The sequence below is a fragment of the Nostoc sp. T09 genome, assembly GCF_002154695.1.
Classification (GTDB): domain Bacteria; phylum Cyanobacteriota; class Cyanobacteriia; order Cyanobacteriales; family Nostocaceae; genus Aulosira.
Genome location: NZ_MTAV01000047.1, coordinates 45,670 through 67,080 on the forward strand (window position 1 = coordinate 45,670; position 21,411 = coordinate 67,080).

Annotated in this window: 14 protein-coding genes and 4 tRNA genes; 8 read left to right on the forward strand and 10 right to left on the reverse strand. The window is 41.8% G+C overall.

Annotated elements, in window-relative coordinates; all coding sequences use genetic code 11:
- Window positions 1-43 precede the first annotated feature (43 nt).
- Window positions 44-451: a hypothetical protein gene (locus BV372_RS12030; RefSeq protein ID WP_086686742.1), complete on the forward strand. Its 408-nt coding sequence runs from the start codon at window positions 44-46 to the stop codon at window positions 449-451.
- 322 nt (window positions 452-773) lie between these two features.
- Window positions 774-1,091 (forward strand): GNAT family N-acetyltransferase, encoded by a 318-nt coding sequence (locus BV372_RS12040; RefSeq protein ID WP_256973170.1) that lies wholly within the window; start codon window positions 774-776, stop codon window positions 1,089-1,091.
- Between the two features lie 115 nt (window positions 1,092-1,206).
- Here BV372_RS12040 and BV372_RS12045 read toward each other — a convergent pair whose 3' ends face one another.
- Window positions 1,207-2,811, reverse strand: coding sequence for a 2-isopropylmalate synthase (locus BV372_RS12045; RefSeq protein ID WP_086686743.1), 1,605 nt, complete (start codon window positions 2,809-2,811; stop codon window positions 1,207-1,209).
- Between the two features lie 93 nt (window positions 2,812-2,904).
- Window positions 2,905-3,426, reverse strand: coding sequence for an NYN domain-containing protein (locus BV372_RS12050; protein ID WP_086686744.1), 522 nt, complete (start codon window positions 3,424-3,426; stop codon window positions 2,905-2,907).
- A 729-nt stretch (window positions 3,427-4,155) separates the two neighbouring features.
- On the opposite strand from BV372_RS12050, the gene BV372_RS12060 reads away from it, so the two are divergent.
- Together BV372_RS12060 and BV372_RS12065 are read left to right on the forward strand one after the other, a co-directional pair.
- Window positions 4,156-6,495: a CHASE2 domain-containing serine/threonine-protein kinase gene (locus BV372_RS12060; protein ID WP_086686746.1), complete on the forward strand. Its 2,340-nt coding sequence runs from the start codon at window positions 4,156-4,158 to the stop codon at window positions 6,493-6,495.
- 427 nt (window positions 6,496-6,922) lie between these two features.
- The gene (locus BV372_RS12065; RefSeq protein ID WP_086686747.1) at window positions 6,923-9,046 is read left to right on the forward strand and encodes a PAS domain-containing hybrid sensor histidine kinase/response regulator; all 2,124 of its coding nucleotides are present in this window, start codon (window positions 6,923-6,925) and stop codon (window positions 9,044-9,046) included.
- A 76-nt stretch (window positions 9,047-9,122) separates the two neighbouring features.
- Here the strand turns inward: BV372_RS12065 and BV372_RS12070 are convergent, their stop codons facing one another.
- The 6 genes from BV372_RS12070 to BV372_RS36225 form a co-directional block, all read right to left on the reverse strand.
- The gene (locus BV372_RS12070; RefSeq protein WP_086686748.1) at window positions 9,123-9,575 is read right to left on the reverse strand and encodes a response regulator; all 453 of its coding nucleotides are present in this window, start codon (window positions 9,573-9,575) and stop codon (window positions 9,123-9,125) included.
- Between the two features lie 156 nt (window positions 9,576-9,731).
- Window positions 9,732-11,336: a TROVE domain-containing protein gene (locus tag BV372_RS12075; protein ID WP_086686749.1), complete on the reverse strand. Its 1,605-nt coding sequence runs from the start codon at window positions 11,334-11,336 to the stop codon at window positions 9,732-9,734.
- A gap of 257 nt (window positions 11,337-11,593) precedes the next feature.
- Window positions 11,594-11,735 (reverse strand) — tRNA-OTHER (locus BV372_RS36210).
- Window positions 11,736-11,759: 24 nt separating this feature from the next.
- Window positions 11,760-11,884: transfer RNA gene (locus BV372_RS36215), tRNA-Cys, on the reverse strand.
- 29 nt (window positions 11,885-11,913) lie between these two features.
- Window positions 11,914-12,038: transfer RNA gene (locus BV372_RS36220), tRNA-OTHER, on the reverse strand.
- Window positions 12,039-12,114: 76 nt separating this feature from the next.
- A tRNA-Ile gene (locus BV372_RS36225) sits at window positions 12,115-12,239 on the reverse strand.
- Between the two features lie 640 nt (window positions 12,240-12,879).
- On the opposite strand from BV372_RS36225, the gene BV372_RS12080 reads away from it, so the two are divergent.
- Entirely contained in the window at window positions 12,880-13,611 is a 732-nt protein-coding gene (locus BV372_RS12080) for a hypothetical protein (protein WP_086686750.1), read from the forward strand.
- 180 nt (window positions 13,612-13,791) lie between these two features.
- On the opposite strand, the gene BV372_RS12085 is transcribed toward BV372_RS12080, so the two are convergent.
- Window positions 13,792-14,934, reverse strand: coding sequence for a quinone-dependent dihydroorotate dehydrogenase (locus BV372_RS12085; protein WP_086686778.1), 1,143 nt, complete (start codon window positions 14,932-14,934; stop codon window positions 13,792-13,794).
- A 215-nt stretch (window positions 14,935-15,149) separates the two neighbouring features.
- Here BV372_RS12085 and BV372_RS12090 point away from each other — a divergent pair, with 215 nt between their 5' ends.
- The 3 genes from BV372_RS12090 (at window position 15,150) to BV372_RS12100 (ending at window position 19,645) form a co-directional block, all read left to right on the forward strand.
- Window positions 15,150-18,044, forward strand: coding sequence for a GAF domain-containing protein (locus BV372_RS12090; protein ID WP_256973172.1), 2,895 nt, complete (start codon window positions 15,150-15,152; stop codon window positions 18,042-18,044).
- 411 nt (window positions 18,045-18,455) lie between these two features.
- Window positions 18,456-18,626, forward strand: coding sequence for a DUF2256 domain-containing protein (locus tag BV372_RS12095; protein ID WP_086686751.1), 171 nt, complete (start codon window positions 18,456-18,458; stop codon window positions 18,624-18,626).
- 32 nt (window positions 18,627-18,658) lie between these two features.
- Complete coding sequence (locus BV372_RS12100; protein WP_086686752.1) at window positions 18,659-19,645, forward strand: isoaspartyl peptidase/L-asparaginase; 987 nt, start codon at window positions 18,659-18,661, stop codon at window positions 19,643-19,645.
- Window positions 19,646-19,674: 29 nt separating this feature from the next.
- On the opposite strand, the gene glmU is transcribed toward BV372_RS12100, so the two are convergent.
- Window positions 19,675-21,030: a bifunctional UDP-N-acetylglucosamine diphosphorylase/glucosamine-1-phosphate N-acetyltransferase GlmU gene (glmU, locus tag BV372_RS12105; protein ID WP_086686753.1), complete on the reverse strand. Its 1,356-nt coding sequence runs from the start codon at window positions 21,028-21,030 to the stop codon at window positions 19,675-19,677.
- Window positions 21,031-21,411: the final 381 nt, after the last annotated feature.

The window sequence follows — 21,411 nt, forward strand, 5'->3', positions numbered from 1 at the left end:
AGCCTCTCTCATTCAGATAACGTTTCAGTAATTTCATCATCTTATGCTGCAAAGATTTCAATTTTGTTTTGAATGCCCAGCACATGATTGGATATTTGTTAAAGTTTTAAGTCAAGAACAGCAACTATCCTTCATTGCTTCTTATACACCTTACAATTCATTTATTGAACTCATAGATGCACTGCTAATTTTTCTGAAGAGAAGCGATCGCACAGTTGTGAGATGGAATACTGAACTAATTGAATATGACTTTCACTTCTATAATAATGATCAGCAGGCAATGTTAGATATTGTAAAGCTTACAGATTGCCAGATTAATAGTTTAGCAAATGAACTAGTTTTTAGAATAAATAGCTCACCTATATTTATAGCCTTATCATTCTGGCGAGCTTTGCGTCATCTGGAAACTGATAGCAATTTTGAACAAAAATGGGGAAGAGCTTTCCCCTAAGGAGAAATGAAACTGTTAGGAGAGTACATTCAAATCTATAAAGCCCATACTTTATAGATAATTTAATTGAGTTTAGTATCAAATATATTGAGCCACAATGAACGAAGAATTAAAATATAGATTTTACATCAGCACAGATAAATCAAAACTCGATATCAACATGATTCATAATTTTCTGCGCAGTTCTTGTTAGGCAGAAAATATTTCCTTAGCCATATTGAAGAAGGCAATTTAAATTTCTCTGTGCTTTGGACTTTCCGAAAATACTCATACCAATTCACGAAAATCTTGATGCACATAAATTTTTCGTAGGGGTTTAGCAATGCTAAACCCTTACTCGCGTATTTGTATCATTATTAAGGTGAAATGGTATCAGCAAGTTGGTTTTGCTAGAGTAATTACTGATTGTGCTAATTCTACTTTGTTGAAAGATCTATTTATTGTGGAGCCTTATCGAGGGCAACGATTAAGAAAATGGTTTGTGCAATATATTTTGGAAGCAGCAGAACTCCAAGATGTCCAAAGGTGGTTGTTAGGAACAAAAGATGCGAATGGACTGTATCGACGCTACGGTTTGAAAAATTTGACAGAATCCGAAAAAATGATGATGCGTATACATCTCAATGGTTATGAAAATTAAGGTTTATTTTTGCTAAAAGACGTTTAAAGCTTCAGTATGCGTGTAATTCCTCAAAAAAAATCCTTGCAACTCTCCACAGGCGGAGAATGTGCAAGGGTTACAGACTTAAATGTATTTAGACTTTCTGCGGAGTTCCTTTTTCTGTCTTCTCTTTTGATTGCAAAGATGCGTACAGCCGATTCAGTGCATTAACGTAGGCTTGAGCTGATGCAACGATGATATCTGTGTTGGCTGCATGACCGGAAAAGATTCGTGATTCATGTCTTAATCGGATAGTCACTTCCCCGATCGCATCAATACCTGCTGTTACTGACTGTACAGAGAACTCAATTAACTGGTTGGGTACGTTTACTACTCGGTTAATTGCTTTGTAAACAGCATCTACAGGCCCAGTACCAATTGCTGCGTCGGTTAATTCTTCGCCTTCTGGAGTGCGCAGAGTAACTGTGGCGGTAGGTTTGGCATTGCTACCGCAGGAAACTTGCACTAACTCTACCCTAAACAAATCTGGTGCTTGTTGGATTTCATCATTGACAATCGCTTCTAAATCCCAATCAGAGATTTCTTTCTTTTTATCAGCAACTTCTTTGAATCGAATAAACGCTTTATTTAATTCGGTTTCTGATAGTTCAAAGCCCAATTCTTTCAAGCGGGTGCGGAAGGCATTTCTGCCAGAATGTTTGCCCAAAACTATTTGATTGTCTGTCAAGCCAATCAATTGGGCATCCATAATTTCATAGGTGAGCTTGTTTTTTAATACACCATCTTGGTGAATGCCAGATTCGTGAGCAAAGGCATTTGCTCCGACGATCGCTTTATTTGGCTGCACTAGCATCCCTGTTAAATTGGAAACCAGGCGTGAGGATCTGTAAATCTCGCGAGTGTCGATATTTGTGAGTGGTTGTTCTGAATCTGCTGAGCGTCCTAAGAAGGGATTGAAATATTGTCGCCGGACGTGCAAAGCCATTACTAATTCTTCTAAGGCTGCATTTCCTGCTCGTTCACCAATACCATTGATAGTGCATTCTAATTGTCTGGCACCATTCTTGACGGCTTCTAAGAAATTAGCAACTGCTAAACCTAAGTCATTATGTCCGTGAACTGAAATAATTGCTTTGTCAATATTTGGGACATTTTCTTTTATCCCCTTAATTATTGACCCAAATTCGCTGGGGGTTGTATAGCCAACAGTATCAGGAATATTAACTGTTGTGGCCCCGGCTGCGATCGCTCGCTCTAATACTTGATACAAAAATTCTGGATCAGAGCGTCCTGCATCTTCGGGAGAAAATTCGACATCATCAGTGAAAGTTTTAGCATAAGCAACCATTTCTTCGGCGATCGCTAAAACTTCTGATTTTGTCTTTTTCAGCTTGTACTCAAGGTGAATATTAGATGTGGCAATAAAGGTATGAATTCTGCCTTTAGCAGCTGGTTTGATCGCTGCTGCTGCTGCTTTGATATCATCTTGCCTGGCTCTTGCCAAACTACAAATCACAGGGCCATTTTCTGTGCCAACAATTTGGGCAATTTTGCTGACTGCTTCAAAATCTCCAGGACTGGCAAAGGCAAACCCTGCCTCAATTACATCTACGCCCAGACGCGCCAGCTGCTTGGCGATAACTAGCTTTTCGTCTATATTTAGGGTTGCTCCTGGACACTGCTCTCCATCTCGTAATGTAGTATCAAAAATTATGATTCGTTCTGGTTGGGTGCTCATTTTTTGTTATTTAGTTTAGGGTGGACTTTTCGCTATAAATAACTGGGATTTTAATTTTTTTATTTTTACATTTGTAAATAATTGTTAAGTATATTAACCTTCAGTTTTTTCTATTCTGTCTCTAATATCATTCAAATCTATATATCTATCAGTAGCATTACGTAATTCCCTAGCTATCATTCCCTCTGTCGAAACTACTGTAATGTGTGTATTTTTTGAGCGTAATAATTCAATTGCTCTTTCAAAATCTCCGTCACCACTGAATAAAACTACTCTATCGTACTGATCTACTGTATTAAACATATCTACAACAATTTCAATATCTAAATTAGCTTTTTGCGAGTACCGCCCGGATGAATCATCATAATATTCTTTGAGAATTTTCGTTCGGACTGTATATCCTAAACTAATTAGAGCATCTCTGAAACCTCGTTGATCCTGTGGGTCTTTTAAGCCAGTGTACCAGAATGCATTAATTAATGTTGTTTCTGATTGTTCGTTTTTAAAGTATTCTAATACTCGCCGTGGGTCGAAAAACCAGCCATTTTTTTGTTGAGCATAGAACATATTGTTTCCGTCTACAAAAATAGACAGACGATTCATTGGAGAACCCATAGAAAATTACACCTAATAATAGAAAAGAATTTTAGATTGAACAATAGATTATAGCAATTATCAAACGCTCAATTTGCTAATATCTATAAAGTATAACTTCATGTATAGCTTTTATCTTAACCTCTTTTAATTCATAAAAATGGTGGAAACATGAGAGCAGATCCTGGACGCTGAAACTTTTTCATTCCAGACGCTGCAAGACTTACCCTGTGATCAAAATCTACCAATAAAATTGACTTAGTAACAGCATTCTTAACTGTATAACAGTCAAGTTTACTCCTAAAGAGGTATGGTAGAGGTTCCAAGGTAGAATGTAGGCTAATGCCGATCTCTAGGTTTTGCCATCAACAACAGCACACACTTTTTGGAAAAAATCGCCGTTACAGCAGTGGCAGAAGTTGTCCAAGAGAAACTTCTGGTAAATGCTCTACTAGGGGCATACCTGTTGAGTTGGGTAGCTCTTCACATCAACCAAGTGCGCAAACAAAGCATCTCTGAATTTAGGTCTGTGGAACAATCACAGATTGCACCTGTTTCAGAGAATCAGGTCGGCAGTGTTTAAATGGGGAGACTCCTGCACAGACGCCATAACAATACAAATTTGTAGAGGAATAATGGATAGTTTACAAATGTATAAGTTTTTCATTTAAGTCTTATTTCAATGTGGTTGCACTAAAACAGGGTCTGAATAAATAAAACTGTTGTACCTAAATTAATCAATAACACGATATGGCAGAAGAACCTACATCTAGGCTAACTAAAAAATATGTCTCTGCTGCCAATAGTCGGTCAGGCAAACCGACAAAAGCAACTTCGACCACATCAACCTACCATTCCCATCTGATGACTTGGTTTGGTCATCTGCTGGCTAGTGCTTCAGTAATAGGAGCAGCACTGCTGAGTACTTCTGGGATGGGCATGGTGCAATTGATGGAAAGTCAGGCGGTTTCCACTTTTTTTCAACTGCGCGGGTTGGTTGTGCCTCCAGAAGACATCGTGATTTTAGCAATTGATAATCAGTCTGTATCAGTCCCTGAACAGTACTATAAAACAAATTCACAACAGTATGCTTACCTGGAACCACTGAAATCTTTTCCATTTAAACGTGCTGCATACGCCCAAGTCATAGAAAAATTGATGCAGGCTGATGTTAAAGCTGTTGCATTGGATGTAGTTTTTGATACACCAAGTAGTTATGGGGTTGCAGACGATCGCCAATTCCAAGCAGTCTTGCGAAAATATGGCAGTAAAGTTACCTTAGCAGCGCTATATGAAAATTCCGAGTCACATCAAGGAACTTGGAATCAACTAACGCTACCTCAGCCAATGTTTCGTGTAGGGGCTGTATCTATCGGTACAGTTAATTTCCCTCTAGAGGTAGATGGAAAGATTCATCGATTAGCAAGCGAGTTTAATAAGTCATTAGATCAACAAGATGTCTTAATAGATAAAGTGCCGTCCTTTGATGAAGCAGTATTAAGGGCAGCTAAAATTAATTATTCTCGACCAAGAGGCGATCGCATTAATTTTTGGGGACCAGCCGGGACATTTGAGCCAATTCCCTTTTGGTACGTACTCGACCCGCAAAACTGGAAAAGCTATTTACAGCAGGGAAAGGTTTTCAAAGATAAAATCGTGGTGATTGGAGCCACAGCACAGTTAGGCAATGATTATCATCCAGTAGTGGCTGGCAACAATGGGTTTTATCCTGAACGCATGTCAGGAGTAGAAATTCATGCGAATGCGATCGCAACTTTGATGGAAAATAAAGCGATCGCTCAAGGAATTGTCAGTCCACCCATGCGAGGTTTATTTGTGCTGGCCATAGTCGGAGGTGCAGTGTTCCTCTGTACTAGAAGCAAGCGAGGCGTAAATAGATTTATATCTAGTATTTTCCTAGCCAGTATTTGGGGAGGGATAAGCTATGTATTATTCGTACATGAGCAGCTAATTTTCCCCACAACTATACCAATGGTAGCGATCGCCTTAAGTGGATTGTCCTACCTCGGAACCGAAGTAGCCAGAGAAAGCATTAAAAAGCGGCAATTAGTAGATATATTTCAGAAATATAAATCTTCTCCGGTTGTCCAAGAAATTATCAGTCAACAAGATGACTTGCAAGATCTACTTCAGCAACGAGATTTAGCCGTCGCCGGGAAAATACTTGGTGGACGCTACAAAATTGTCAAAGTTCTCGGTTCTGGTGGATTTAGCGAAACCTATATTGCAGAAGATATCCAACGTCCAGGCAACCCTCGATGTGTAGTTAAACAGCTAAAACCAGCTAACACTAAATCGACGGGATTACAACTTGCTAGACGTTTATTTAACTCCGAAGCAGAAACCTTGGAAAGATTGGGAAAACATCCCCAAATTCCTCAGTTATTGGCTTATTTTGAACAAGACGAAGAATTTTATTTAGTTCAAGAATATATAATTGGCCATCCTCTCAGTCAGGAATTGCCATCAGGTCAACTCCTTGTAGAAACTACAGTTATCGAGATTTTACGAGATTTATTGCAAACATTGGCATTTGTGCATCAAAACAGTGTGATTCACCGCGATATCAAACCGAGCAATATTATCCGGCGACATTCAGACTGGAAGCTAGTATTGATTGACTTTGGCGCAGTCAAACAAGCCACTGCACCGCAAATGGAAAATCAAGAACAGACCCCATTTACTATTGGTATTGGCACTAAAGGTTATGCACCCAACGAGCAATGTTTTGGACGCCCCCAATACAGTAGCGACATCTATGCAGTCGGTATGATTGGGATCAAAGCTTTGACTGGTATTGCACCCCATGAGTTCGATAGAGATGCTGATGGAGAGTTGCAATGGAGAGATCGGGTAATGGTCAGCCAACCCTTGGCAAAGATTCTCAGTAAAATGGTTTTGGAAGACTACAAGCAGCGCTATCAATCTGCAATAGAGGCTCTAGTGGCGTTTGATCAGTTGGTAAGTTATTCAGATAGAAACTATGTAAACGAAAACGACTCATCAATCAAAACTGCACCTTCAGACGATCCAGATGCACCTACCACACCTTGGGAAGGACGATCTTAAAAAACTCCTCATAATTTAGTCTTGATAAACTGTGTAAACCAATAATATGGTGTCTGGTTAAATACTCATCATTAGGACTGTTCGCGTAGCGTGTCGAAGGTCAGGCTAGGCGTACTTTTCAACTGGTTAGATCTCGAAAAAGGAGGCGATCGCACGTTTAGGCAAAGCCGTCACAGATTAGGAATTTATCCATAATATATTTAAGAATATTAACAATTTTGGACTTATAACCCTGCCTTCCTGTCTCTGGTAGGGTTTATTTTTCATATTTAATTGCTAATAAAGAGCTAAATTCCAGTAATGCAAGGACTTAAAACTTGACATGATTTGGATTGCGATCGCAACAAGAAAGAGTATTAATAATCAATACTATCCATTAAAGTTCATAGCTCACAGAGGTTTCAAGGGGTAGGGAGCCAACACGTGTATGTCAGATGTATGGAATATTTTTTTTAGTTCCGGACCTTTTATCCCGCATGGGCACTGCTATCTATGGAAAACTGATTTAGTTTGGCTACACATCTTATCTGACGCCCTGATTGGACTAGCTTATTATTCTATTCCAACTACACTTTTCTTCTTCGTTAACAAGCGGCAGGATCTACCCTTCCATTGGATATTTCTACTTTTTAGTGGATTTATTGTAGCTTGTGGTACAACTCACTTCATGGAGATTTGGACGCTTTGGCATCCAACCTATTGGCTATCAGGATTAATCAAAGCTGGCACCGCAACCATATCTGTATTTACAGCCGCACAACTTGTACCGTTGGTTCCACAAGCCTTAGCACTTCCTAGCCCGGCTCAATTAGAACAAGCAAACCTACAACTGCAAACACAAATAGCCGAAAGGTTGAAGATAGAAGCAGAACTAAGAAAATACCAAAATCACTTGGAAGATTTGGTTGCTCTGCGCACTAATGAAATTACTAAAACCAACGAACAATTACAGCAGGAAATCACTGAGCGTCAGCGCATATTAGAAGTTTTACGGCAAAGTGAAGAGCGTTACCGTTATTTAGCTGAGGCAATTCCTCAACTTGTATGGACAGCTGATACTAACGGTGAAGCTAATTATTTCAACCACAAGTGGTGTACTTATACGGGGCTAACATTCGAGCAATCCTTGGGTTCTGGTTGGGTCGCAGCATTGCATCCAGATGACGTACAAACTGCTCATGAGGTGTGGTTAAATGCTGTTAATAATGGCACTTTATATGAAATAGAATACCGATTCAAACGGGCGGCTGATGGTTCTTATCGCTGGCAGTTAGGGCGAGGTTTACCGCTTAAAGATGAACAAGGTCATGTGGTGAAGTGGTTTGGAACTTGTACTGATATACACGAACAAAAACAGCTACAACAAGAACGTGCCCATTTACTAGAATTAGAACAAGCAGCAAGAGCTAAAGCAGAAGCCGCCAATCGAATTAAAGATGAATTTCTTGCCATACTTTCCCACGAACTACGTACCCCAATGAATGCGATTCTTGGCTGGTCAAAGTTGTTGCAAAGTGGCAAATTAGAACCAGAAAAGATATCTCAAGCGCTAGCAACAATAGAGCGCAATGCCAAGTTACAGGTTCAACTAATTGAAGACTTACTAGATATCTCCAGAATTTTACAAGGCAAACTGACGCTTAATGTTACGAATGTTTACTTAGAATCTATCGTCTTGTCTGCACTAGAAACAACGGCTTTAGCTGCACAAACCAAGTCAATACAGGTGAATACAGTATTTGAAGCCAATGTCGGGATAGTCTTAGGTAATTCTACTCGCTTGCAACAAGTCGTTTGGAACCTCCTTTCTAACGCTGTTAAATTTACACCCAATGGGGGAAAGATAGAAGTACGATTGAGCAAGGCGGATGGCTATGCTCAAATCATAATTAGCGATACAGGTAAAGGAATTAGCGCTGAGTTTTTGCCTTATGCATTTGATTACTTCCGCCAAGCAGATAGCAGTTCAACAAGAAAATTTGGTGGCTTAGGTCTGGGATTGGCAATTGTCCATAATATCGTTGAAATGCATGGCGGTACAGTCACAGCAGCCAGCCAGGGCGAAGATCTAGGGGCAACTTTTACGGTCAACTTACCGCTTGTGCAAGACAAAAGCGAAAGTTTGAATGAACACAATTACTCCTCTGACTTAACACCTAAGTCTTTATCCCTGGGAGGTATGCAAATTTTAGTTGTTGATGATGATGCAGATTCGCGAGATTTTATTGCTTTTGTATTAGAGCAAGATGGGGCTGAGGTAATTGCAGTATCTTCGGCATTAGAAGCATTACAAACCATAGAACAGAAAAAGCCAGATGTATTAGTCAGCGATATCAGTATGCCTGATATGGATGGCTATACTCTAATGCACCAAGTGAGAGCTTGGAGTACAGAAAAAGGAGAACAAATTCCGGCGATCGCTCTGACTGCCTTTGCAAGACAATACGATCAGCAGCAAGCACTCCAAGCCGGGTTTCAGATGCATTTAGCCAAACCTGTTAACCCAGAAGAATTAGTTGCAGCGATTGTTAGACTGGCTGGGGTACGATGAGAAAATTGCTAATATTGCTAATTTTGGAATTAAAGTTTTACTAATTTATTTATAAAGCAGGCGATCGCTTTATATTTTATGATGAAACAATTTTATTAATACTAATTAAACGTTGAATTTCTGCTAATAATACGGTAGGTTCTACAGGTTTATTAACGTAACTTTGAAAACCCAATGCTAGAGCCATGCTGCGACTTTCGTCAGCACTAAGAGCAGTTAGAGCGATCGCTGGCATCTGTCGTTGTTCAGAAATGCTGCTTTCTCTAATTTTGCGAATGAACGAATAACCATCGACATCTGGCATAGCAATGTCAGAAATTAAAATATCAAATTTTAACTGTTTAATTATTTCTAAAGCTTGTGAGACTGATGTTGCTGTTTTTACCTGCAAGCCGTTATGTTCAAGGATAAACGTAATTAGGATCAAGCTATCTTCGTTATCATCTACTAATAGAACTCGCAAGCTATCTAGAGATTGAACGTTTTTTATATCTTCTTGGAGATGTGGAGCTTCAGCGTTACTTGTCATGGTTAATATGTGCCTCCTTAGTTGCCTGCATCAATTACGGAGGAAGTCCCACGAGACAGCTATTACATAACTATCTCGTGGGAATCTAACAACAAGCTACCACAACATTAGGCTTAAGCCAGGGGAAATATTTTCATCCTTCATGTTTCAGCCTTTTTACAGTTCACCTGTAGCCAGCATCTGGATGATGCGCGGTGTTCCAGGGTCGAACCCGGCCAAATCCCAGGAAAGTGGATCTTGAGGATCTACCAAGGTAATGTTGTAAGGTGCAAGGGTAACATACACTGCCTTGGCATTGGGATTTACCTTCTGACGGTAGTGTGCTAATGCTTGACTTGGATGCTTAGACCCAGCCCATGACTCATTATCAGTCCAAAAGCATACTACATCTGCTTTGAACTTGTTCTTAATCATCCAGTCGTAAGCTACAGAAGCATCTGTTCCACCAAAGTTTTGGTTACTAGCTTTGCGAAGTGCAGAACTAAAACTATCTTTGGCAGTGATACCTAATTCCCTAAATTCGGTAGCAAAGCCGCGAATCATGTAGTTTTTCTCTGCCTTTGCTGTTACCAGCGCCATTGCAGTAGCAATTTCACAGCAACTTAAGCCTACTGAATCAACCGCACTCCAAGACATGGAGCCAGAAACATCCACAGCGTGCATGAATACTTTGCCTGTAGGTTGCACGACATCAAAAGACAGTTCCACTGCCTTTTCTAAGATGTCTACAATCCGAGATACTGGTTCCCAATTCTTCTGGCTACGTCCTAATTTGCCACCAGATTGATAAGTTTTGAGGGCTTTCAAAACATCAATTGGATGTATGCGACCTTTACGCAGATGTTCTTTGTTGTTGAGAACTGCTTCTACTCGTAAAATATTGGCACTTTCATCAGCTCGTAACACACCCAGTTCTGTCAAAGAACCAAGATTACGCAGCATTGCACCTATTGGCATTTCTTGGAAAAGCAACTGCCAAGCTTGTTTATCCATCTTGCCCACAGGTGCAGCCATTTCATGAGTTAGGCGACCTTGAGCGATCGCTGTATGGGTTTCGTTAGGATTCCGTTTGAGCCACTCATACCACCAAATCTGCGCCAATGCTTCAGAAGGGATATCTGCTGGCAAATCTTCCCAACCTTTAACTACCCACTCAAATAATTCACGGTGAGTTTCTGTAGGTGGTTTGACATGGAACAACCGCAATGCATCTCGGTGAGAGAAGCCTTGACGCTGTTGATATTTCAACAGTTGATAAGCCAAACCTTTGACATCTTCCCGCGAAAGCCAAGTTTTCCCAGCTTCGCGCACTACCTTACCAAATCCCCGCAGCGATTTGGTATAGTTCAGCCATTCGTAGAAGTGGCTACCTGTGCGGATAACTTGCCCAAAGATTTCACCAAACGCCTTTTTGGCTTCTGGTGTTTCACCCATCGACAGCAGCACTAATGCCAAGATAGGCGCACTGTTATTGATGGCGCGGCCATCGCTAGCATAGAGAATTTCCTCTGCAACATGCCCCGGATTCTCTGCAACAGCTTGTTTAACAACCATTACAAAATCTTCAGTTAATTCTTGCTTTCCCGCGTAGTAAGTGCTTTTTGCTGTGCCAATCAACAGACAACGGCGCAGCATTTTCCAAATACCCGCATCAAACATATACCCGCCGGAACGTCCTTTAATCATCTCTGCTTCCCGTCCGGGGATAGGCTGAGTTTGCGGTGTATTTGCTTTCTTTTTAGTAAAAAAATTGTAATTCATGACTTCATCTCCCGGCCCTTGCGGGCAAAAATGAAAGGTGGCAGGGCAGGATTTGTAGACGCGAAGCGGCTTCCCGAAGGGTACCTGCGACATCCCGCTTGGAAGGCGATAACCCTCATTCTTGGGCCTTTACAGACAAGGGGTGAACAAGGATGTTTTAGGCGCTCTACCACTGAGCTACCTGCCACATAAAGAATTTTGGATTTTAGATTTTGGATTTTAGATTTTGAAATTAAATCTCAAATAAATTAAAATTTTGGCGGGTGGGGCAGGAATTGAACCTGCAACCTTTGAATTAACGATAACCCTCAACTCGTCGGCCTTTTCAGGCAAGGTTGTGAAGCAAGGACTATGGGTAATTAACCCGTTCACTGCTCTACCAGATTGAGCTACCCACCCACATAAAAATTTCAATTTAGATTTTGGGTGGTGGGGCGGGACTCGAACCCGCGATGCTCGTCTTGCAAACGATAACCCTCAATTCTTCGGCCTTTGCAGGCAAGAGGTGAATAAGGATATTAAGCGCCTTACCACTTGGCTACCCACCACATAACAATTCAAAATGCAAAATTAGGTTTGGGTGGCGGGGCGGGATTTGAACCCGCGACCTCTCGAACCCAAATCGATAACCCTAATTCGTCGGCCTTTGCAGGCAAGGGGTGAACAAGGATGTTTAGCGCTCTACCACTGAGCTACCCGCCACATTAAAAGTTATGAGTTGTGAGCTATGAGTGCTGAGTTTGGAATTTTTAACTCAGTACTCAGTACTGATTTTGGTGTGGCGGGGCAGGATTTGAACCTACGACCTTCCCGATTATGAGTCGATAACCTTCATTCTTCGGCCTTTTCAGACAAGGGGTGAACAAAGATGTTTTTGGCGCTCTACCACTGAGCTACCCGCCACATTAAAAGTTATGAGTTATGAGTGCTGAGTGAAAAATTCAAAGCTTAGTACTAATTTTGGTGTTTGGTGTAGCGAAGCAGGATTTTCACCTGCATCTCCAGAAATGGATCAAGGGTGTTTAAGTTATTTGCGATAACCCTCGATATTGTCGGCCCTTACGGGCAAGGTGGGCGCTCTGGTATTTGAGCTATCCGCTACAGAAGAAAGCTTACTCCTTTTGGAACATCGGCTTGTATTATTAATGTAGTATGCGTGTTACTAGATGTCAAGTATTTAGGAAGCTGAGTTTGACATTAATTGTCTCAGTCAAAAAAACTATCTACAACTACTGGAGCGTCACTGCGCTATCGCTATCACTCCACTTAAATAAAGAAGTATATATAATTACTAAAAATTTTACTTTTGCCAGACTGGCATAATTAGCACAAGCTGTTTTTTTGGCAAAAATCTTGATTTAAAAGAATTACAGGCTGAATAATTTGCCAATACTTCAGGTAGCTTACAGTGCATAAAAATTATTAATGTTATATTTTTCCAACAAATTTGCCGTAACTTTGCCAAAAGATACAAAAAAATGTCACAATTTTTGCCAAGATAATAATTATTTCTTTTCTAACAATTCACTTGGCAGCAATGAGCATGAGTGAAAAGACACTAGAAGGCAGCGGGAAGGCTTTTCTCGTTCTGCTTTTGCCAATCTCGTTTTTGATTATTTTCCTTGTTTCCACTTGGAAATTTTTGCTGGCTTTAATACTGCTGCTTATTGGTTTCAATGTTTGGCAGTGGCATCAATGGCAACAGTGGTGTCAGCAAGTTAATCCTATTTTCCATCGACTGCTTCAGGACACTCAGGGCAGAGTGACACCGATGGACTTGGCAATCAAGGGTAATTTTTCTGGAACAATAGCCAAACGCTACCTAGATACTAAAGCCAGCGAATTTGGTGCCAGTATTCTGAATTCTGAAGATGGCGGTCCAGTTTATTACTTTATCAATGCCACCATTTTGGGAAGCATACTCGAAAGTAGTGAGCCTGCTAAGGAACTTCCTTCTCAATCAGTTGCCCAAGCTGCTCCTATACTACTGGCACCAACGCTAGCACAGCCCCAGCCTGAAGAAACAGACGCTGAATTATTGCCTCCAGCAACTCATGAAGAAGTCAAAATACCTTTGGAAAAACAATTAGTTTTTGGCTCACTGATTCAATCAGAACTTGCTAAAAGGCTCAATGTTTATTCCAGTACGGTATATAAACGGCGAAATGACCCTGACTTTCCTGAATGGAGCCGCAGTCGCGATCCAGATGGTATTGCCTGGTCATTCTCTCGAAAATCTAAGGAGTTTTTCCCCTTAGACGAAGATAAAAGTTAAAACTAGAAACTTGATTTTCCTGGCTTTTTGCCAAGGAAAAAATATCAACAATCAGTCGACAGTGAACAGTGAGGAGTTTTTCAGATGGGATTTAAATTAGCCCATTTCTGGAATTCGTAAGTTTGAGTTGAGGTCTAAATCCCAACTCAAACTTTGAGAACTAATAATTATTAAATGGTTTTAATTTTTAGCTTTTGCTGCTAAACCTACAGCTGCATTGATGGAAGTTAATCCGCTTTCTTCTAACTTAGAAAGTAAACCTGTGAGAATGCGGCTTACCATCATAGGTCCTTCGTAAATCCAGCCTGTATAGACTTGAATCAGGCTAGCACCAGCAGTAATTTTTTCCCAGGCATCTTCTGGGGTAAAGATGCCACCAACGCCAATAATCGGCAATTGCCCTTGGGTTTGCTGCCAAATAAAACGAATTACTTCAGTAGAACGATCGCGTAATGGTGCGCCGCTAATTCCACCAGCTTCTTCTTGCACAGTTTTGCCTGTTTTTGCAATCACCTGAGTTTTCAGCAAATCACGGCGAATAGTGGTGTTAGTAGCAATTAACCCCGTAATTTGGTAGGTATTGGCTAAAGCAATAATATCAGCGATCGCTTCCCATTCTAAATCAGGTGCTATCTTGACAAAAATCGGCTTTTGTGATTTATTATCTTGTTGCAATAAATCTAAGATAGAGCCGAGCATGGCTGCATCTTGGAGCGATCGCAACCCTGGCGTATTAGGGGAAGACACATTAACTACAAAATAGTCTCCCCAATCTTTAAGTAAACGAAAACTATTGAGGTAATCGTTTGCAGATGCTTCTAAAGGGGTTACTTTAGACTTGCCTAAATTTATACCTATAGGTATTCGCTGGTTTAATTCTTGTTTCCCTTGCGCCAATCGTGCTGCCAATGCTGCTGCACCGCTATTATTGAAGCCCATGCGGTTGAGGGCAGCTTTATCTAACGGCAAACGAAACAAGCGAGGGCGGGGATTTCCTGGCTGGGGAATAAATGTCACTGTTCCCAGTTCTGCAAAGCCAAAACCAAGGCTTGACCAGATCTGGGAGGCAATGCCATCCTTATCAAACCCAGCTGCTAAACCTAGAGGGTTAGGAAAGTTTAGCCCAAACAGATTTTGTTCTAAACGGGGGTCGTATAAGCATAATGACTGCTTAAGGAGGCCATTAACCCATCTAGCAGGTGGGCGATCGCTTCTTTGGGAGAGCCAGCCAAGAGTGTTAATCGTCTTTTGGTGTAACCACTCTGGATCTGTTTTGAGCAGATTAAACAACAGTGGACTAATTGCTATTTGATAGATATCCATTCCAATCACAGTTGCCATAGGGCATTGGGCATGGGGCATTGGGCATTAATTATTTCACCGCGTCCCCGCGTTCCCTGTCTCCTTGTCCATCTTACTCATCTTTTTATTCTGCCCTCTGCCTTCTGCCTTCTGCCTTCTGCCTTATTTTTAGATGCTAATTTTAAACGCAACTTATTATCAGGGTGCTTTTCTGGGCATCTTATATATTACAAGTTATGTTGACTAATAATCAGATGGGACCGCCAGAAAAACCAATAGCTGCTGAAAAACAGATAATTTCCTTGGGGCGTGTCCTCCAGAAACTCAGGGAAGAGGATAATGTTGAAGTTTTAATTGAAACTACTATTGCTTACATTAAAGAGCAGTTTGACTACCAACTAATTTGGATTGCTCTTTACGATCGCCTGAATCATACATTGTATGGCAAAGGCGGCATGACGCCTACTAAAGACCCTAATTTCTTACAGCAGCGCTTAGTTCTCAGTTCAGGAGATTTATTAGAACAAGTCGTAATTGAACAGCGTCCCTTAGGTGTAGCCGATTTAAGAGATGAACACCGCGCTGATACATTACAGGAAGTAGCGAAAAAATTCCAAATCCAAGGAACGATTGTTTTACCGATTCGCTATCGAGACCGCTGTTTGGGTTTGGTATTACTAGGTTCGCAAAGCTGGGGCTATTTACTAGCTGGAGACGCAAAAGCAAGGCTATTAATGGTTTTAGCCGAACTGGGGGCAGTACTTTATCAACATGAGATAGATTTGCAGCAAAAGCAAACCAAGCGGATTGAGGAGCCTTTGTTGCGATTGTTAGAAAATTTACGCTCCCTAAGTAATTTAGATAAAAAACTAGAAGCCGTAGTAGAAGCAACTCATCAATTTGTTTCCCCATCTCGAACAAATATTTACTGGTTTGAACGAGAAGGGCGCTACTTTTGGTGTCGGATGAGCAATCAGCTGCTCAACCTCGGTCGCAACTCTGGTCCCCAGCAACCAGCAGTAGGAATTTCTGTGCAGGACTTGAGTGAATTTTATTACGCTTTGGTAGTCAATCAAGTTGTCTCGATTGGTGAGTCACGTAGTTCTCTCAATAGCCATGTTACAGGCAAGCTACTCCAACGCCTGCGGGTGCGATCGCTGTTGGCAGCTCCCATCATCTGTCAAAAGGAATTGCTGGGTTTTCTGGCAGTAGAAGGCAATCAACCTCGCATCTGGACAGATACAGACAAAAATTTCGTCCAAGGTGCGGCTGGGTTAATCTCTTTGGTTGCCCCCACTGATAACATGGAAAGTACCATCAAACAAATTCAAGCGGATGCCCAGTTAACTAGTCAAGTTGCCCAAGCTATCTATAGTGAGCATGACCTTCAAGAAGTACTACGTATCTGTGCTCAGAGAGTTTTAGATCGACTTGGTACCACCCGCTTTTTATTGTTGCGTTATGACCCTGACCAAAATCATTATCAAATTCTGCACCAAAGCCAACTCCAGAATCGCCGACCTTTGACATTTACACTCAATGCTCTCAAAGATTTAGATAGACAGCTTTTGCAGCGTGTCACTGAGGCAGTGGAGATTGAGAATTTAGATGAAGATCTGCGATTTTTTAATTGGCGGCCATTTTTTATCGAAAATGGTGTGCATTCTCTACTAGTTTGCAACTGTGCTCAGGGTAATTCCCCAATAGCCCTTGTCGTCATTGCTCATGAAACGCACCGCTGTTGGACGACTTTAGAAAAGGAACTGCTATGGGTTGTCAGCCAACAAGTTGGTGTAATTGTTCGTCAGTGGCAACTGCAAGGCAATAACGAGCAGCAAAAAACAATCTTACACAGCCTACAACAATGCTTGCGTATCTTGGCACAAACCCAGAGTAAAACAACAGATACAGAAGAACATCATCTAGAACGCACCGCACTGCAACAAATAGCATCTGTTCTGGGTTGTCCTTTAGCATTAATGCTATCTTGGGCACCTGGCCAGAATCAGGCAGAAATTATCCCAGGAGTCATTACTAATAAGGGATTTGAGATTGTTGCTAATACATCGATCTCTGTTCAGACTGAAGTTCTCATCCAATGGGCACTTGCCCAAGAAGGTTACCTCAGCCTCAGAGTAGATGATTTGCCTCCAGAAACCAGAAATTGGTTGAATGGGTCGGATATTGGTCAAATTTTGGTGATGGTATTACGTACTTCCAATGCTTATCAACCCACAAGTGTGGTGTTATTTGCAGACCATCGAGAGCGTTATTGGTCGGAGCAAAGCCTCAGTGCGGCTGAAACTCTTGTTTGTCAATTAGCTTGGTTGCATCGTCAAAAGCAAATTACCCAACTTCTAGAGTTGGCAACCGAGGACTTACGACAACTCAATTGGTACAAGCATCGTCGTCTAGAAGAAATTCACAGAGCAGCAACGCCGTTACTCTCTCAGATTCATGATTCGGGCATTTCTGCCCAGGAAATACGAGAAACACGCCCCCAACCACTAATGCGGCAGTTAGAGCACGCAACAGCCTCGATCGCAGAACTGCTCAAATATGAGCAATGGCAGTTACACATAAAATCGGAAACTATACCTGTAGCCAGTTTGCTGAAGCGAGCCATCGAAAAAGTGGACAATTTACTTAAACAACATAAGCTATGGGTAGGTGTGCATGGCTTAGGACAGTCTGTTGTAACTCAGGAGTCACCAAAAAATTCTGCGGATCTTAAAGGTACTCAAACTTTAGGAAATCAATCCTCAATGGCGATCGTCGGTGACAGTAGAAAAATTGAACTAGTGCTTCAGGAATTATTGGTTGTAGCCTGTCAACGTTCTCAGCCTGGAGGCAGAATTGATATCTGGTGTCGTCGCTTAGATGAGGGAATGTTAGATATTTCGATTACAGACAGTGGCCCTATAGAAGCGCTGCTACTAGAAGAGCTAAATCAAGATCAACCCAAGGATTTGCTTGCTGTCTCTAGCCTAGATCAACCACCAGGTTTGCACCTTTTAATCTGCAAAAATCTCATGCGACAAATGCAAGGCGAATTGCATTTCTATCAGTTACCAGATAATCGAGTAGTCAGCCGATTACTGCTACTGTTAGCTACACATATTTCACAGTAATTTTTAGTCTTTGCCTTCCTACGCAATTCCGCCTGCTTGAACTCAGTAATTACCATTACATAGCTAAGTTTTTAGCATTACATAAATTTTTAGCATATGTTGTGAGGGGTATAACCCATAAATTTGCGGGCTGATTGCAGGTAGCAAATGCCTGTAGCGATTGATAATTGTCTTGGCTTGAATTACTGATAATGCTGCTACAATCTTGCTCTAAATAGGTCTCGCCGCCTGAGCTTGAGTCCAAATAGCAGTGAACATTTCTAAAATACTCGCTAAGTTAACCTGGAATAACTCTCTAGGGGGATTGACCCCACATTTGTTCGTAAAAAGTATCCTGCGGTTGTAACAATCTGGTTATAATTATTTTCCAGCGCTCTCGCAAATTTTTTCTCCAATCTGCACAGTATCAAAATGGGGCGTAAGCGTTCTAAATCTGACTTACCTACGAAAATCTGTCCGGTATGCGAACGTCCCTTCACCTGGCGCAAGAAATGGCAAGATTGCTGGGACGAGGTGAAATACTGCTCAGAACGTTGCCGCCGTCGGCGTTCTGAGGTTAAAAATGAAACTGACTCAAACTAACACCACTGAGACGCAAATAGCGCAAGGGATATATGAAGTTACAGGTGCAGCCAAAATTAATTATTCATGGAGGAGCTGGTAGTTCACTCCACGGGAAAGGAGGGGTGGAGGCGGTGCGCCAAGCGCTCTATACAGTGGTAGAGGAAGTGTACTCTCTACTCATCTCCGGAGCAAATGCTTCTGAGGCGGTAGTGCAGGGTTGTCAATTATTGGAAGATAACCCCCGCTTTAATGCTGGCACTGGTTCGGTACTGCAATCTGATGGTCAAATCCGCATGAGTGCTTCTCTGATGGATGGATCATCAGGGCGCTTTAGTGGTGTAATTAATATCTCGCGGGTAAAAAATCCTATACAGTTAGCAGAATTTTTACAAACCTCTCCAGACAGAGTACTGTCAGATTACGGTTCAGCTGAACTAGCACGGGAGTTGCAAATCCCCAGTTACAACGCTTTAACAGATTTGCGGTTGCAAGAATGGATACAGGAACGTCAAGATAATTTTAAAAGCACGATGGCTGGGGTGGTTGCAGAACCCGAACTTGTGGAAAGCAGCAATGCTCGACGTGGCACTATAGGAGTAGTAGCTTTGGATAGTTACGGTAGATTAGCTGCTGGTACTTCTACAGGCGGTAAGGGGTTTGAGAGGATTGGCAGAGTTAGCGATTCTGCAATGCCAGCGGGTAATTATGCAACAAATAATGCTGGTGTCAGCTGCACTGGAATTGGAGAAGACATCATTGATGAGTGTTTAGCAGCCAAGATTGTAGTACGTGTGACTGATGGAATGTCTCTTAAAGAAGCCATGAAACGCTCATTTGCTGAGGCACACAACAACCAACGCGATTTAGGAGCGATCGCCTTGGATGCAAGTGGGGCGATCGCATGGGGTAAAACCAGCCAAGTCTTACTCGCTGCATACCACGACGGTAACAGAATTGGTGATACTTTAGAACTACCGATTGCGACAAATGTTGGCTGTATCGTTAATGCTGAGTCTTCAGTAGTGAGTGCTGAGTAAGTTATGAAAAACTCAGCACTCATCACTCATCACTCAGCACTCTTCTTACGCCAACCAGGTTTGACTACCTGACGTGCACGGGCAATCACCAGAGCATCATCAGGGACATCTTCTGTGACAGTTGAACCAGCTGCCACATAGACATCATTGCCTAAGGTAACTGGAGCAACTAAGACGCTATTAGAACCAGTTTTAGTGCGATCGCCTATTTTAGTTGGGTGTTTTTTCACACCATCATAGTTAGCTGTAATTGTGCCTGCACCAATATTGACCCTAGTACCAGCAGTGGTATCGCCTAAATATGACAAATGTGCCACATTAGTGCGATCGCCTAAGCGAGTATTTTTTAATTCCACAAAGTTCCCAACACGGCAGCCAGCACCTACTTGAGCCTGACCGCGTAAATGGCTATAGGGGCCAATCTGGCTTTCTGCTTGCACAATGCTATCCCTAACTACGGAATATTGTACTGTGACATTCTCACCCAACTGGCTATTTTCAATTAAACTCCCAGGGCCAATGCGACTTCCTGCCTTAATCACAGTATCGCCACGCAGGTGAGTTTGGGGTTCAATAATCACATCTGGCTGTAACTCGACAGTGTCATCAATGGTAATACTGCTAGGGTCAATCAGAGTGACACCTGCCACCATCCATTTTTCCTTAACTCGTCTTTGCAGAATCTCGTAAGCATTTGCGAGTTGTAAGCGATCGTTGATGCCAAGAATTTCTTGATAGTCTTCCACATCTACTGCCATCACTTGCCCGACTTGAGTTACGGCATCGGTGAGATAGTATTCTTTTTGATTATTATTTGCTTCTAGGTAGGGCAATACCTTTGCTAAATTTTGCCAACGGAAGCAGTAAACCCCAGCATTAACCCGGCGATTTTGTCTTTGAGCAGTGGTGCAATCCTTATCTTCGACGATTTGTTGCACAATATTTTCACTATCGCAAAAAACGCGCCCGTAACCTTGGGGATTAGGCAAATATGCTGTGAGAATAGTAGCAGCGTTCTGATGTTCTTGGTGAGTTTGCCAAAGATTTTTCAGGGTTTGGGTACTTAACAATGGAACATCACCGTTTAACACTATTAAATCACCAGCGTAATCCTCCAAGTGAGGAAGCAATTGCTGGATGGCATGACCCGTTCCTTGTTGTACAGTCTGTTCGACAAACTCCAAATCAGGGATTGACTGCATGGCTGTTTTCACTTCTTCAGCCTGATATCCCACAATCACTAATCGCCGTGAAGGCGAAAGTGGTTCTACACTATTGATAACTCTCTGTACTAGCGATCGCCCACCCAAAGAATGTAAAACCTTGGGCAGCTGTGATTTCATCCTTGTGCCGCGTCCTGCCGCTAGAATTGCTACAACTACCATAACTTAGCTATCAGCTATTAATGAATAGCGCTTGTGCGCTTGGTATTCTGAGATTTAGCCTCAAACAATACCAGCTAATCATCATAGACTGAAATCCCTAGTCATAATTAATTAGATCAATATCTAAGCTATTACCAACTCAAAAGCTACTCATTTTCACCGCAAAGCTTGATTCGCCACTTCAATTACTTGTTTTGCTGCTTTCTCCTTGCGTTCGTTTTAGCGCTTGTCGCGTAGCAACAAGGTCAAGTGTAGGAAGAGATAAAAAAAGGACACACATCAAAAAGTCACTTGTCAAATTGCCAAAAACTACAAATCACATTCACTCATGTTGCCCAGACGAACTGAAAGAGCGCAGGGACAGGCAAAAAACTCCTAGTC